Here is a 12,805-nt window from a genome sequence, read left to right on the forward strand (position 1 = left end):
ATCACGTGGCGAGGGGCGGGCCCGCCCGGTCCCGGCCGGGCGGACCGCCGCCGCTACAGGGGCTGGTCGTCGACCTTGATGTCCCACTGGACGTCGGTACCGTCGACGGAGGTCGTCGTGACGGTCACGCCGTAGTTCATGCCGCCGTCCACGAGGTTGCAGCGGATCTCGGCGCCCACCTCCGCGGGGAGGCCCTGGGGGCAGGAGAAGTCCTCGGGGGCTTGGCCGACCACCTCCTCCAGCTGCGCGGCCGACTGCTGGGCGACCTGGTCGGCGGGGACGACTCCGTCGCTCGCGGCGGCGCCGTCGTCCCCGCCGGCGCCCTCGCCCGCGCCGCCATCCGCGGCGCCTTCCTCGGCGGCGCTGTCCCCGGTCGGGGCGTCGTCGACCTTGACGTCCCACTGGACGTCGTCACCGTCGACCGAGGTGGTCGTGACGGTCACGCCGAGGGTCTGGCCGTCGGCGGTGAGCTCACAGCGGATCTCGGCGCCCACCTCCGCGGGGAGGTCCTCGGCGCAGGTGAGGTCGTCGGGGGTCTGGCCCACCTGCTCGGCCAGCATCTCGCTCGACCGTTCGGCGACCTGCTCGGCGTCGACCGCGGCGGGGCCGCCGGCGCTGAACTCGAACGAACAGCCGGTGGCCATGAACAGGGACACCGCGCCCAGCATCGTTCCGGTGATGATTCGACTACGTCCGGCCTGCCGCATCGCGGCCTCCTCAACTCTCGGTGACACGTGCAGGGGTCTGGACGCCGAACGCGAAGAGCGGGTTCCGGGGCCGGTGGCTTCGATGCGGGGATGTGACATCGACGTTTGGTCCGTTCGGCCGGTGCCCGCGAGGAGAGCGCCGGGGCGGAGGGCGGGGCTCCGGACTCCGCCCGCGCCCCGACGGCGACGCCTCCGGTCAACACGCCGGTACCGCTCCGTACCTGGCTCCGTACACAACGGTGGGGGCCGCCTCCTGTCGGGCGGCCCCCACCTTCGTCATGCGCCGGTCCGGGTCGGTCGTGTCCGGGTCAGTCCTCCGGATCGATGCGCCGGTTGAGTCGTCGCAGGAACTCGGGGTCGTCGTCCGGTCCGAGCGGGTGCGGGCTGCCCGAGGGCTTGGTGAAGTCGGACGGGTCGAGATCGTCGGCCGAGGCCGTGGTCTGTTCCGGGGAGGGCGCGCTCCCGCGGGGCGCGGCCGCCTGGCGCGGGCGGCCGAGGAGGAGCCACAGGACGGCGCCGACGGGCACGAACAGCACGATGACGAACACCCACAGCACCTTCGGCAGAGTACGCACCTCAGAGGAAGGGGTGGTGAGCGCGTCGAAGAACGCGTACACCCAGAGAACGATCGATACGAGCGTGATCAGGCCACCAAGCCACACCATGGTTCCAGCCTAACTCTTGCAGTCGACTCCTCACGGTCGGGACACCGGGCCGGAGGGCAGGGGGAGACCGCGGGGCGGCTGCCCGGCCGACGGGGCGGCCGGAAAGCCCCGTGGCTCCTGGAGCCCTGGCTCCCGCCGGATGGGCTGTCTCGGGGCGCTCGGTCTCAGGGCGCTCTGACTCAGGGTGTGCTCTCGCTCGGCTCCCCGAGCAGGAGGGCGCGCACCTCCGACTCGCGGAAGCGGCGGTGCCCGCCCGGAGTCCGGATGCTGCTGATCCGCCCGGAGGCGGCCCAGCGCGTGACGGTCTTGGGATCAACCCGGAAGAGTGAGGCCACTTCCCCGGGGGTCAACAGGCGTTCGCTTGCTCGTTCCACCTTCACATTCCCCCAATCGTGCCCGCCTCGGACTGTGGGGGCGGCGGGCGTTTGATCCCCTAGTGTGCACGAGTTGGACCGTTTCCTCCCTAGTTTTCGGAGAAATTGCGGTGTTGGGGGGAGGAGTACCGGATATGTGACCGGAACGTGATGTTCGGACCCTGCTGTCGGGATTGGAAACATCCCATGACTATGCGAATCGTGTTCGCCTATGTCCAGTTCCCCTGTGCCGCAGGCGACACACCGACCCGATGCCCGTCGCAGCGGGCACGCCCTTAACCTGGAGATAAGGACCTGTGGGACGCCGTCAGCCCGACCCGTGCCGGGTGTGGGAACGTCCGGACACAGGTGTTGACCGGGCGTTCCGCGCCGCCGATGGGCGTAGCGACCAATCTAGTCCAGGTAATCGTCTGTTGTGAGGCTTTTGGATGCGTAGCTTGCTGACCTATACCGCCGCCCGCCTGGGGCTGTTCGCGGCGGCCTTCGGAGTGGTCTACCTTTTCGGCGCCCGTGCGTGGATCGCCCTGATCCTGGCCTGGTTGGTCAGCGGCCTGGCCTCCTATGTCCTGCTGTCCGGGATGCGTGACAAGATCTCGGCGGGCGCGGTGGAGCGGATGGAGCGCCGCAAGGCGGGCAGCGTGTCCGAGCGCCTGTCGGCCGCCTCCGCCCGTGAGGACGGCTTGCAGGAAGCACCGGCCCAGGAAGCGGCGGACCGGGAGGCGCCGGACCACGGGGAGGCCCCGGCCGGGACGGACGCCGACGCCGGCTCCGGTGCCGAGGAGGCCAGGGCCGGGAAGGGCACGGAGGGCGAGGACGCGCCGACCGCGGCCAGGGAGTCCTGACCGGGCGCCGCGCCCCCGCACATCCCGGCCGGGGACTGCCGGTGCTGTCCCCGCATCCCGGCCGGGGCCGGATTCCGCGCTCCCGTGCACACCGGCCCGCGTCCGTGTGCCCCGACCGGGGCGACCGGCGCCTCAGCCCGTGTCCGCTCCGTCCGGCGACCGGTCCGACCCCGACCCGCGCCTGTCGATGCCCTCGGCCGCGCGGCCCACGAGCGGCGGCAGGACCGCGGCCAGGTAGAGGGCCGCGCACACCAGCAGCACCGGCGCCGCTCCGAGCAGCCCGGCCGCCGCGCCCGCCACGGGCGCGCCCAACGGCGCCGCCATCCGGGCCAGCGCGCCGATGGTCGCCGTCCCGCGCCCCACGGTGTGGCGGGGCAGGCGCTCGAACAGGACCGCGCTCAGGATCGGGTTGAGCACCCCGCCCGCGAGCCCGCACAGGCCCCACACCGCCAGGACCGCCCACAGCGGCACGTCCAGGGCCAGCACGAGTAGCCGGGGCGGCCCGGCCAGCACCAGTCCCGTGAAGAACACCGCCCGCCGGGGCAGCAGGTGCCCGACAGCCGTGGCCGCGAGCGAACCCGCCACCGAGGCCGCGCCCATCACGCCGCCCAGGAGCCCGACCACCGCGGGTCCCATGCCGTTCTCGTCCACCCACACCGGCAGCAGCACCGACGCCACGGACATGTCGATCATGTTGGTGACCGCGAGCACGACCACCAGGCCGCGCAGGGTGGCGTCGCCCCAGACCGCCCGCCAGCCGGTGCGCAGCCTCGCCAGGTAGCCCGCGTCCGCCTCGGGGTCCTCGCCGGGGGCGGGGCGGTCCCCGGGCTGGGTGACGGCCAGCACCGCCGCCGCCGCGGCGAGCAGCGCGGCGTTCGCGTACAGGGCAGGGAGCGCGCCGAGCAGGGACACCAGTCCGCCCGCGACCACCGGACCGACGGTCGTGGACAGCCGGTCCACGGTTCCGGTGAGCCCGGTGACCCGTTCGAGGCGCGTCCCCGTGCGTTCGGCGACGGCCGGGGCCATGGAGACCTTGGCGGCCTCGGCGGGGCCGGTGGCCAGGCCGATCACGGTCACCAGCGCCAGGAGCACGGGGAAGGACAGCAGCCCGGCCGCGTGCAGCAGCGGGACGCAGGCCACCGCCGCGGCGGCGACGAGGTCGGCGCGCACGCTCACCGCGCGCTGGCCCATGCGGTCCAGCAGCGGTCCGCCCAGCAGCCGGGCCAGGGTGTAGGAGCCGATCTCGAAGAAGGCCACCACCCCCATGGACGCCGGGTCGCCGGTGGTCTCCAGGACGAACCAGGGGATGGCGATCATCGCCAGCCGCGTGGCGGTGTAGCACAGGGCCTGGGCGGCGACCAGCCCGCCGACGCCCCTCACGTCCCCGCCTCCCCGACGCCCCTCCCGGCGTCCTCTCCGTCCGGGTTCCGGTCCTCGGGGTCGGGGAAGGCGGCGAACTGGATGTGCACCGGCCGGCTGCCGGGGGCGCCGGTCTCGCGCGCGTAGCGGTCGAAGAGCGCGCGGACCTCCTCCCGGAAGGAGGTGAGCTCGTCCAGGGTCAGCTCGGTGCGCCGCCCGGACATGACCTGCGCCTCGCGCCAGCCCTCGGGCTGGGCCGCCCACATGTTGACGGCCGCGGCCAGCTCCTCGCTCCAACTGGCGGCCAGGGCCATGCGCACGGCGGTGCTCAGCTCGGGCTCGTCGGTGTCCAGGTGCTCGGGGAAGCGGAAGCCCCTGTGCCGGGAGCGCCACCAGCGCTCCCGTGAGGAGCCCAGGGAGGGGTCCTCCTCGATGAACCCGTGGGCCTCCAGCTGCCGCAGGTGGTAGCTGGCCGAGGCCGAGGAGACGTCCAACCGCTCCGAGACGGTCTTGCCGGTGGCGGGTCCGCGCTGCTGGAGGAGGTTGAGGACGCGGATGCGCAGGGGGTGGGCCAGCCCACGAAGGGAACGGGCGTCGAGGGTCGCCGCGCGGGCGAAGGGATCGGGGACGGGGCTTGGGCCCGGGTCGGGGGTGCGGTCGTCGGCTCGCTCGTCGGCTCGGTCGGGGATCTCGCTGTCGCGGGGGGCGGAGTCGTTCATGCGCTCACTGTAAACGCCCAAGGGTTGTTGGCCAAGGGTTGTTGGCCAACAAGTCTTGGGAAGGTTCCGGCAATCCGGAACCCCTGGGCCCGTGAGTCATGTATCTGGTTTCCTAGGCGTTTGAGTGGCAACCGGCCTAGCTTGAGGCTCATGGCCAACAAGCGGATGAAGGCGCGGGTCCTGCTCGCCCTGGTGCGCCGAATGGCACGCAAGAACGACTTGCGTGTCGAAGAACTGCACCGGCGAGGAAAGGGGTCCCACCAGCACTACGTCGTCGTCAGTGCCGAAGGGGAGGAAGTGGGTTACTTCGGTCTAACGGACCATCCCAGGAAGCTGAGCTGGACTGTGTTGAAAGGTGTCGAGGACAGCCTGAAGCATCTGTTCGGAGAGAAGTGGAGGGAAAAGTCATGACTGACTACACCGTGACCGTCATCCGAGACGATGACCTCTGGGCCGTCACCATCGACGGTCTACCGAAGAACGTTGCGGGAGTGGCCGACTACTTGCACTTCTCCGAGATCAAGGACGAGGTGCCGGAGTTCATCGCCGACCTGACGAGGTCGGCGCCGGAGGACTTCACGATCACCTGGCGTTACGAGTTCGGCGGCGAGGACGTGACCGAGGACGTCATCCAGTACCTCGTGGCGGAGGAGGAGTTCCGGCGTTCCCAGGCCGAGCGCGACCGGGCCCGCGCCCGTGTCCTGGAGACCATGCGGAGGGAGGGCGTCACCCAGCGGGCCATGGCCGACGTCGTCGACCTCTCGCACCAGCGCGTCCACCAGCTGCTCAAGGGCGTGGACACGCCGGTGCCCGGCGGACGCCGGGGGCGCCGCAGGGACGCCCCCGTGTCCTGACCTCCCCGGTTCAGGAGAGCGGGAACATCCCCAGCCGGGCGTGGTACTCACCGGCGAGGCGCTCGGTGTCGCTGCCCACGTACAGCCCGTCGGAGGTGGCGAGCATCGCCTCCACGCCGTGGCCGCGCGTCCGGCCGGGGTTCCACGGCAGTGCCCTGCCGGTCCCGGGGTCCACGGCCCCGATGCCCTCGCGGGCCACCGAGCCGGGGCCGGGGTTGAGGGCGCCCTCCTCGTTGTCCATCCAGCGCTGGTGCCCGCCCACGTACACCGCCGCCGACGTGATCTCCACCGAGTACAGCGAGTCGCCGCCGGTCTTGTTGCTCCAGGTGGGGTCGGAGTCCGGGGTGTCGGTGTTCTCGAAGCGCGCGACGGACTTGCACAGGCCCGGCTTGACCTCCGGGCCGCCCGCCGTCACCACCGCGAAGTACGAGCCGTCCGGGGAGAAGTCCATCCGCCGCATGTAGGTGTGCAGCCGCACGTCCTCGCAGGGGGCCTCGTAGGCCGACGTGGACCACGGGGCGACCGCACCGCTCGCGGTGTCGATCATGGCGATCTGGTAGCGGTCCTCGCCGTCCACCTTGGTGAAGGACCCGTTGACGACCAGCCGCCGCCCGTCCGGGCTCAGCGCCAGCTCCTGGACCTTCAGTACGCCGTTGCGCTCCTCGGACACGCTGGGCGTGAAGCCGGTGTCCACCTTGCCGCTCCGGGCGTCGAGGCGGGCCAGCGCGGGCTGCTCCACGCCGTTCACGCCGGGGAAGCTGCCGCCCACGTACAGGTGCCCGCCGTCGCTGGCGACGCGGTGGACCCGGCCCCCGTCGAGTTCGGCGCGGAACCCCGGCACCCGGTCGCCGTCGTCGGCCGACAGCCGGGTCAGCCCCGTGGAGGGCCGGCCGTCGACCGAGCTGAAGTCCCCGCCCGCGATCACCGTTCCGTCCGGCCCGGGGGCCAGCGTGGTGACCGTGCCGTCCAGTTCGGGTTCGAACCCGTGGAGGATCCGCCCGGTGCCGTGCTCGAACGCGAACAGGTGGGGCAGGTCGTGTGCGCGGCCCCCCTCGGTCGCGCTGACCTGCGTGAAGCTTCCGGCGACGAGGACGGTGTCGCCGACGCGCAGGATGTCCTTGACCGCCCCGTCCAGGACGTGCGGCGTCCACCGCACGGGCTGTTCGCTGACCACGCGGGAGTGGTCGGCGTCTGAGGCTGGCGCGGCGGGCGCCGCGGTCGCGGCCCCGGCGGGGAGCAGGAGCAGCGTGCCCATGGTCAGGGCGAGCAGCGGGCGGCTGGGTTTCACGGAGGATTCTCCCTTGGTCGTGCGGGTCGTGCGGGTCGTGCGAACCGTGTGCGGGTCGGCGTGGTGACCGGCAGGAGGACTGAACGCATTCTCGCAAAGAGTCGCCACAAAATCACAAAGAGTAACCAGAGTGGCGCGGTCGACTCCGGCTTCCTCACGCAGAGAGGGCCAGACGCGTCGGTCAGGACGTGGAGGGGGCCGGACGCGCCGGTCAGGCGGACGGAGCCGCCGCCAGGTGCCGCGTCTGCGCGGCCACGACCCGGTTCCTGAGGTGGCGCGGCGCGTCCTCGGGTACGGGGTACCAGACCGCGGGGGCGCCCTCCCCGCCCAACAGGGTGCCGGGGAGCGGTCCGCCCAGCGCGTGTTCCACGCCCGCGCGGCGCACCCCGTCCGGGCCCAGGGCCATGCCGACCGGGACGGCCAGCCCGTGCCAGCGGGGTTCGTACGTGACGTCGCGGCGTCCGCGCGCCCTGCGGACGTGGAGCACGTCCAGCAGACCCTCCTCAGCGAGGGCCGCCACCAGGCCGGGCAGCGCGTCGAGGGGCTGCGCCGACGCGTCCTCGTAGCCGACGGCCATGGAGATCCGCTCGGTGCCCCGCCCCCCGCCCCAGCCGCTCGCGCTCCCAGGGGGCGAGCGCCGGTTCGTGCTCGCCCCACCCGGCGGGCAGCGTCCCGGCCAGGTGCTCGGTGACCACCTCCACGGCCCGGCCCAGAGGCGGGGCGAAGGACCCGCGGTGGCGCACCGACAGGTCCACGACCAGGTGCGCGCCCGTCGGCGAGTCGTCCAGGAACCCCTCCGCCGGTTCGGGCGCGCCGTCCTTGGGCGGGACGGGAACGTAGGCGTGCACGGGGTCCCAGCGCAGGGGGAGGCCGCTGACACCGTCGAAGCAGTTCCCGTCCTCGGCGCGCACGACCCAGCGGGCCAGCGGCTGGGTGAGCGGGGTGCGCAGGGCGTATGGGTCTGGTCGCACAACGGTCGAGTGGCCACCTTCACCCGAGGTCACCGAGAGGGTCAGGCCGATGAGTTGCTTCCGGGGTCGTGCTCACTCGACATGTCCGGCAGCGGATCGGTGTTGTGCCTCTTCAAACCGTCCAGGGAGATGCGCAGTAGGCGGCGCCACCGACCAGAGCGGCCATCGCCCGGCGTCTGGGCCACCTGGCTCAGCGAGGCGAGAAGCAAGATCAGATCGGCGCTGGTGACACCGGCGCGCAGCACGCCGGCATCGAGGCAGCGGGCATGTAGCTCCTCCAGGAAGGAGTCGCGGAGCCGGGCGCATTCGTGGGTGGGTCCTCCAGTGTCGAGGTAGCTCTCGACCAGCGCGCGGTTGCGCGCCTGATGAGTGAGGGTGTGCTCGAAGAATCTGGTCAGAGCCAGCCATGGGTCCTCAGTCGCGGCGGCCACACGGTGACCGTTGGTGACCCAAGCCTTGAACTCGCGTTCCATGACCGTGGTGAACAGAGCGTTCTTGGTGGGGAAGTGACGGTAGAGCGTGCCCATGCCGACGCCGCTGCGGCGGGCGATTTCGCGGACGTCGACCGCGCTGCCCCGCTCGGCGAAGACCTGGTCGGCCGCTTCGAGGATGGCATTGCGGTTGCGCTCGGCATCCGCACGCCGAGGGCGCTTGGCCGGGAGGGGTTCGCTCCCGGGGTGATCGGCTTTGCTCACGAGGTCAGATTACAAGCCCGAACGTATCGGAGCATGTGCTCCGCTTATGCTACATTCAAGCGGAGCACATGCTCCGTTTTGTGGTAGGCCATTCGATCCGTTCATCCATCCGGGGAGCAGGACGTCCATGGCAGCACTTGGCTTCATCGGCAGTGGCAACATCGGTCTGAAGATCGCCCGGCTCGCGACGGCGGCGGGTATCGACGTCGTACTGTCCAACTCCCGAGGCCCGGAGAGCCTTGCGGAAACGGTCGCCGAACTCGGCGGAAACGCCCGGGCCGCGACCCCTGCGGAGGCTGCCGAGGCAGGTGACTGGGTGGTGGTCAGCGTCCCACTCGCAGCCGTCCCACGGCTCCCGGCTACCGCGCTGGCCGGGAAGACCGTGCTGGACACCACGAACTACTACCCGTCGTGGCGCGACGGGTACATCGATGTGCTCGACTCGGGCAGGATCACCACGGCCGAGTTCGTCCAGGAGCAACTGGCCGACGCTCACACCGTCAAGGCGTTCACCAACCTCCTCGACACGCACATCCTCACGCTGGCCCGGCCCGTGGGTTCCGCCGAGCGCTCGGCCCTGCCGATCGCCGGCAACAGCCTCCGGGCCAAGGCGGCCGCTGCGGAGCTGATCAGCCAACTCGGTTTCGACACCGTCGATGTCGGTCCCCTGGCCGAGAGCTGGCGGTTCGAACCGGAGACGCTCGCGTCCGCGGTGCCGTACTTCCAGGACCCCGGCAACCTGGAGGCCGCCGAGGCCGAAGTCAAGAAGGCGCTCCAAGCTGGCCGCACCCCGCCGGGTGACATCTTCGGGGATCCCGGTGCGCCCCTCTCCGCGGGCCGCTTGCGCACCTTGCTCGACGAGACTCCCAGAGTGCTGACCGCCGACCGCGCGAACCCCTGATCCTGCGATTCGACCTGTGCCTTCGACGGGTCCGTTGAACCGGCCGGGGTGTTCGGCGGACAGCGTTGGCACGGCCCGCTGGGTTCTTGGGTTCTAGCGGTGGGCGCAACACCCTGATTTCCAGGGGGTTGCGACCACCATGTCGTTTGCGCAGGACCGCCAGGCACTCAGGACCGGATTCCTGTGACTGATGGACGAGATCGGTGGCGTCTCTGAGGTTGCAGCCCGCCTCGAGGTGAACCGCAACACCGCCTTCTCACGGGCCAGGAAGGCCGGGCTGGGCTCCCAACGGCTCCCGCGCCCAGAGATGGCGCAGTTCCACCGGCTGCGCTCACCAGGGACTGTCCCGGCCAGAGGTCGCGCAGCAAGTAGGGGTGAACGAGCGCACCGCCCGGGACTGGGACCACGGGGTCCAGTTGCGCCAGCGCGGTCCGGGAGCTCCCGGACCTCCTCGTTCTCTGACACAACGCGATGATCGCACGCGGACCGCGCTGGCCATGGTCCATGGCGTCCCACGGCTGGAGTCGGGGCCGCGGCGGTCTCCGGTTGCGGCGCTCGCATGAGATACCAACCGGACGGTATGCAAAAGGGGTGCGGCACACCTAGACTTCTGCCACTCGTGACACGGAAGACGATGGCCAAGGAGGCACCGATGGCAGTCGACCCCTCGGGACCGGATCTCGCACGTCTGATGGACGAGGACCCCGGCGGCCCGGTCGTCATGCTCAACCTGCTCCGGTTCAAGCCGGACGGCCGCCCCTCGTACGAGGAGTACTCACGGCGGGCGGGCGGGTTCCTCAAGCGCTACGGGGCCGAACTGCTCTACGCCGGTGACGGCGCGTCGCCCCTGGTGGCCGAGGAGGGGCAGGCATGGGACGCGGTGCTGCTCGTGCGCTACCCGAGCCGGGAGGCGTTCAGCCGCATGGTCGCCGATCCGGAGTACCAGCGAATCACCCACCTGCGCACCGAGGCCCTGAGCGAGGCCGTGCTCCAGCCGACCGTTCCCTGGGGCCGGTAGCCGGGCGGACGGGGTGCGAGCTCCCGTCCGCCCGGCGCGGTCAGCGGGTGAACACGAAGGAGCGCAGGCCGGACGGCACCGCGACCGGGTCCACGGGGAAGGCGGCCCACACGTGGGTGCCCAGGTCGGCCCAGGGCGCGAGGCGGTAGTGGCCCCAGGCGGCGGACAGGTTCTCGACCAGGAGCAGGCCGCGCTGGCCCTCGGCCCAGTCCCACTCGTCGGCCGTGCGCTGGTGCGGGACGGCCGGAACGCCGCCCCCGCCGCCGCAGTCGGACAGGCCCACGCGCAGGGTGCCGGGGCCGGGCATCGACAGCGCGCGCAGGACATCGCCGTCGGACCGGCCGGAATCGGTGTACTTGCAGCAGTTGGCGAACAGTTCGCTGGTGACCAGGGTGAGCGTGTCGACCAGGTCGGGGTCGAAGCCGGACAGGTCGCGGGCCAGGTCCGCGCGGACCTCGGAGAGCCGGGACAGCGAACCGGGGTAGACGCGGTGCTCCCAGTGGACGTGGGCGCGGCGGACGGCGGAGTCGGGGCCGGAGGCGCTCATGCCGGAACCCCCTGTCGCTGCTCGTCCCAGATCCGGATGAGGGAGGCCAGTTCGTCCCACTCGGCGTAGCGGGTGGGCGCGGTGGGCTTCGCGGGCCTGGTGGGGCGCATGACGCCGAAGCGGGGTGCGGGTTCGCCGAGCAGGTCGCCGCCGGGGTCCTCCCGCCATTGCCGAACCAGGGCGGCGGCGCGTTGTTGGACGAGGGCGAACGCGCGCCGGACCTCGTCCGTCTCCGGAGCGGGTTCGGGACTCCGGGGCGCGGGGACGCCCGGCTCGGACGCGCGCAGAAGCTCGTGGGCGGCGAAGTAGGGGCGGACCAGAGCCACGTCCTCGGCCGGGACGACCTCGCGCGCAGACGTCAGGCGCGGTGCGGCGGGGACGGAGACGTGCGGGGCTTCGGGGACGTAGCGGCGGACGCGGGTGGAGCGGCGTCGGCGGCGACCGGCCACCGTGGAGTGGCGTCCGCAGGGCGCGGAGAGGAAGGCGATCAGCGGGCCGAGGGCACGGCTGAGAAGGGCAGCGCTAAACTGGCGCATGCTAGCAGTCCTTGTTGCTAAAGGGATGGATGTTGCTGGCCACGGCCCCGGGCGGTATTTAGTCGTCGCGGGGTCATTTGGGTTGTGTGTTCGAGAGAGAGGATAAGGGGTGGTGGGAGTGGAATGCCAAAATACTGGGGAGTAATATGGGGGGAAATGAGAAAACGGCCGACCAGAATTCTGGTCGGCCGTTGTTATGCCCTGTTTTCAGGAGTTTGTGAGGGAGGTGTGGCGCAGGAACGCGGTCCAGGCTCCCGGGGTGTAGTCGATGTGGCCGCGCTCGCGGTTCTGGGTGTCGCGGACCAGGACCGACTGTCCCTCGGCTACCTCGACGCAGCTTCCCGATCCGCCGCTGTAGCTGCTCTTGCGCCAGTGGGGTTCACGCTTCGTCATCGAGTTCTTCCTTGACCTTGCTGATCAGATCCCGACTCGCGCGGGGCGACAGCGCCTCCGACTGGAGAACGCCGAAGAGCGTCGCGCAGTGCTGCACCGGCATCATGCCATCCATGAGTTGCTCGCCCTCCATGTGCTCCGCTGAGGTGACCGTGTGCCTGTCGGGGAAGGTGTGGAGCCGGAAGGGCCTGGAACCGCCCGCGTGGCACTCGGCGTCGGCGGGGACCACCTGGAAGCGGATCCTCTCCCTGTCGATCAGGGCCAGGACCTGCGCGATCTGCTCGCTCAGGCGCCTCGCGCTCCAGCTGGCCGACCTCGGTGTACCCGGCCGGTAGTGCGTCGGGCGCGTTCGCGGTGTTCCAGGTCTGCTTTCCACGACCGGGGTCGAACCACGGTGTGGTTCGAGCTGGACCGGCCGCGCACGCCGAGCGCGACCGGAGGATGAGGGCGGAGAGGTCACTCCATCGCGCGGCCCTCGGCCTCTTCCTGGAGCTTCTCGCGGAGCCAGCCGGGGATGTACTCCTCGTCGCGGGGGAAGTACTTGAGGTCGTTGGTGAATCCGAAGGCGGTGGGGAAGGTGATGCCGGGGTCCTCGTCGTAGTTGTAGGTGACGTTGAACCTGCCGGGCGGGGTGATGACGTACTCGAAGGAGAACCAGGTGCCCTTGCCCTCCTGGTACATCCCCGCCCTGAGGCCGTCGGTCAGCATGCCCATGCCGGGCGGAGGGAACTCCCTGCGGGTCGAGCCGTCCTCGAACTCGACGACGAGTTCGCTGCTTCCGTGTTCGATGACGGTCTGGGCCCGGTAGGACAGGCTCTTCCACCCTGCGGGCGCCTCGCCGAGGATCCGTTGGCCGATCTGGGTAAGAACCTTCTGCTGATCTTCCGGGTCCAGATGGCCTCGCTCGAAACTATGGGTGACCATTCTTTCGCCTCT

At 71.1% G+C, this 12,805-nt stretch carries 17 protein-coding genes and 1 pseudogene; 5 read left to right on the plus strand and 13 right to left on the minus strand.

Annotated features, from left to right (window positions below):
- Positions 1–53 precede the first annotated feature (53 nt).
- The 3 genes from FYW99_RS01820 to FYW99_RS01830 all read right to left on the minus strand — a co-directional run bounded on the left by FYW99_RS01820 (position 54) and on the right by FYW99_RS01830 (position 1,752).
- Entirely contained in the window at positions 54–734 is a 681-nt protein-coding gene (locus FYW99_RS01820) for a DUF4333 domain-containing protein (protein ID WP_317846876.1), read from the minus strand.
- Between the two features lie 281 nt (positions 735–1,015).
- Positions 1,016–1,372: a PLD nuclease N-terminal domain-containing protein gene (locus tag FYW99_RS01825; RefSeq protein ID WP_061082945.1), complete on the minus strand. Its 357-nt coding sequence runs from the start codon at positions 1,370–1,372 to the stop codon at positions 1,016–1,018.
- A gap of 179 nt (positions 1,373–1,551) precedes the next feature.
- Positions 1,552–1,752 (minus strand): BldC family transcriptional regulator, encoded by a 201-nt coding sequence (locus FYW99_RS01830; protein ID WP_017535950.1) that lies wholly within the window; start codon positions 1,750–1,752, stop codon positions 1,552–1,554.
- 422 nt (positions 1,753–2,174) lie between these two features.
- Here FYW99_RS01830 and FYW99_RS01835 point away from each other — a divergent pair, with 422 nt between their 5' ends.
- A complete protein-coding gene (locus FYW99_RS01835) occupies positions 2,175–2,588 on the plus strand; it encodes a DUF4229 domain-containing protein (RefSeq protein ID WP_150249322.1) in 414 nt (137 codons plus the stop codon).
- 132 nt (positions 2,589–2,720) lie between these two features.
- On the opposite strand, the gene FYW99_RS01840 is transcribed toward FYW99_RS01835, so the two are convergent.
- A complete protein-coding gene (locus FYW99_RS01840; RefSeq protein WP_150249325.1) occupies positions 2,721–3,968 on the minus strand; it encodes an MFS transporter in 1,248 nt (415 codons plus the stop codon).
- On the minus strand, positions 3,965–4,666 hold the full coding sequence (locus FYW99_RS01845; protein ID WP_150249328.1) for an ArsR/SmtB family transcription factor: 702 nt from the start codon (positions 4,664–4,666) through the stop codon (positions 3,965–3,967). The genes FYW99_RS01840 and FYW99_RS01845 overlap by 4 nt, the downstream gene beginning before the upstream one ends.
- 150 nt (positions 4,667–4,816) lie before the next feature.
- Between FYW99_RS01845 and FYW99_RS01850 the strand changes: the two genes are divergently transcribed.
- Entirely contained in the window at positions 4,817–5,077 is a 261-nt protein-coding gene (locus FYW99_RS01850; RefSeq protein ID WP_150249331.1) for a hypothetical protein, read from the plus strand.
- Entirely contained in the window at positions 5,074–5,520 is a 447-nt protein-coding gene (locus FYW99_RS01855; RefSeq protein WP_150249334.1) for a hypothetical protein, read from the plus strand. Before FYW99_RS01850 ends, FYW99_RS01855 begins: the two co-directional genes overlap by 4 nt.
- Positions 5,521–5,530: 10 nt before the next feature.
- Here FYW99_RS01855 and FYW99_RS01860 read toward each other — a convergent pair whose 3' ends face one another.
- The 3 genes and pseudogenes from FYW99_RS01860 to FYW99_RS01870 form a co-directional block, all read right to left on the minus strand.
- A complete protein-coding gene (locus FYW99_RS01860) occupies positions 5,531–6,808 on the minus strand; it encodes an SMP-30/gluconolactonase/LRE family protein (RefSeq protein WP_150249337.1) in 1,278 nt (425 codons plus the stop codon).
- A gap of 211 nt (positions 6,809–7,019) precedes the next feature.
- Positions 7,020–7,812 (minus strand): annotated as a pseudogene (locus tag FYW99_RS32770) (DUF6177 family protein).
- A gap of 8 nt (positions 7,813–7,820) precedes the next feature.
- Positions 7,821–8,474, minus strand: a complete 654-nt coding sequence (locus FYW99_RS01870) for a TetR/AcrR family transcriptional regulator (RefSeq protein ID WP_150249340.1) — start codon at positions 8,472–8,474, stop codon at positions 7,821–7,823.
- A 46-nt stretch (positions 8,475–8,520) separates the two neighbouring features.
- Between FYW99_RS01870 and FYW99_RS01875 the strand changes: the two genes are divergently transcribed.
- Together FYW99_RS01875 and FYW99_RS01880 are read left to right on the plus strand one after the other, a co-directional pair.
- A complete protein-coding gene (locus tag FYW99_RS01875; protein WP_263364035.1) occupies positions 8,521–9,375 on the plus strand; it encodes an NADPH-dependent F420 reductase in 855 nt (284 codons plus the stop codon).
- Positions 9,376–10,027: 652 nt separating this feature from the next.
- The gene (locus FYW99_RS01880; protein ID WP_150249346.1) at positions 10,028–10,393 is read left to right on the plus strand and encodes a DUF1330 domain-containing protein; all 366 of its coding nucleotides are present in this window, start codon (positions 10,028–10,030) and stop codon (positions 10,391–10,393) included.
- 40 nt (positions 10,394–10,433) lie between these two features.
- Here the strand turns inward: FYW99_RS01880 and FYW99_RS01885 are convergent, their stop codons facing one another.
- The 5 genes from FYW99_RS01885 to FYW99_RS01905 all read right to left on the minus strand — a co-directional run bounded on the left by FYW99_RS01885 (position 10,434) and on the right by FYW99_RS01905 (position 12,793).
- The gene (locus FYW99_RS01885) at positions 10,434–10,940 is read right to left on the minus strand and encodes an ATP-binding protein (RefSeq protein WP_150249348.1); all 507 of its coding nucleotides are present in this window, start codon (positions 10,938–10,940) and stop codon (positions 10,434–10,436) included.
- Complete coding sequence (locus tag FYW99_RS01890) at positions 10,937–11,476, minus strand: hypothetical protein (RefSeq protein WP_150249351.1); 540 nt, start codon at positions 11,474–11,476, stop codon at positions 10,937–10,939. The genes FYW99_RS01885 and FYW99_RS01890 overlap by 4 nt, the downstream gene beginning before the upstream one ends.
- A 207-nt stretch (positions 11,477–11,683) precedes the next feature.
- Positions 11,684–11,869 carry a DUF397 domain-containing protein gene (locus FYW99_RS01895; RefSeq protein ID WP_150249354.1) on the minus strand — a complete coding sequence of 62 codons (186 nt, stop codon included), beginning with the start codon at positions 11,867–11,869 and terminating at the stop codon, positions 11,684–11,686.
- Positions 11,856–12,245 (minus strand): Scr1 family TA system antitoxin-like transcriptional regulator, encoded by a 390-nt coding sequence (locus FYW99_RS01900; protein WP_223838638.1) that lies wholly within the window; start codon positions 12,243–12,245, stop codon positions 11,856–11,858. Before FYW99_RS01900 ends, FYW99_RS01895 begins: the two co-directional genes overlap by 14 nt.
- An 80-nt stretch (positions 12,246–12,325) precedes the next feature.
- On the minus strand, positions 12,326–12,793 hold the full coding sequence (locus FYW99_RS01905; protein ID WP_150249357.1) for a hypothetical protein: 468 nt from the start codon (positions 12,791–12,793) through the stop codon (positions 12,326–12,328).
- Positions 12,794–12,805 lie beyond the last annotated feature (12 nt).

This window comes from Nocardiopsis deserti, from assembly GCF_008638355.1.
Taxonomy (GTDB): Bacteria; Actinomycetota; Actinomycetes; order Streptosporangiales; family Streptosporangiaceae; genus Nocardiopsis; species Nocardiopsis alborubida.

Excerpts from the sequence above, each read along its gene's own strand:
- FYW99_RS01825 (WP_061082945.1), bottom strand. The coding sequence starts at position 1,372 with ATGGTGTGGCTTGGTGGCCTGATCACGCTCGTATCGATCGTTCTCTGG.
- FYW99_RS01835 (WP_150249322.1), top strand. The coding sequence starts at position 2,175 with ATGCGTAGCTTGCTGACCTATACCGCCGCCCGCCTGGGGCTGTTCGCG.
- FYW99_RS01845 (WP_150249328.1), bottom strand. The coding sequence starts at position 4,666 with ATGAACGACTCCGCCCCCCGCGACAGCGAGATCCCCGACCGAGCCGAC.
- FYW99_RS01850 (WP_150249331.1), top strand. The coding sequence starts at position 4,817 with ATGGCCAACAAGCGGATGAAGGCGCGGGTCCTGCTCGCCCTGGTGCGC.
- FYW99_RS01855 (WP_150249334.1), top strand. The coding sequence starts at position 5,074 with ATGACTGACTACACCGTGACCGTCATCCGAGACGATGACCTCTGGGCC.
- FYW99_RS01875 (WP_263364035.1), top strand. The coding sequence starts at position 8,521 with ATGCTACATTCAAGCGGAGCACATGCTCCGTTTTGTGGTAGGCCATTC.
- FYW99_RS01880 (WP_150249346.1), top strand. The coding sequence starts at position 10,028 with ATGGCAGTCGACCCCTCGGGACCGGATCTCGCACGTCTGATGGACGAG.
- FYW99_RS01885 (WP_150249348.1), bottom strand. The coding sequence starts at position 10,940 with ATGAGCGCCTCCGGCCCCGACTCCGCCGTCCGCCGCGCCCACGTCCAC.
- FYW99_RS01890 (WP_150249351.1), bottom strand. The coding sequence starts at position 11,476 with ATGCGCCAGTTTAGCGCTGCCCTTCTCAGCCGTGCCCTCGGCCCGCTG.
- FYW99_RS01895 (WP_150249354.1), bottom strand. The coding sequence starts at position 11,869 with ATGACGAAGCGTGAACCCCACTGGCGCAAGAGCAGCTACAGCGGCGGA.
- FYW99_RS01905 (WP_150249357.1), bottom strand. The coding sequence starts at position 12,793 with ATGGTCACCCATAGTTTCGAGCGAGGCCATCTGGACCCGGAAGATCAG.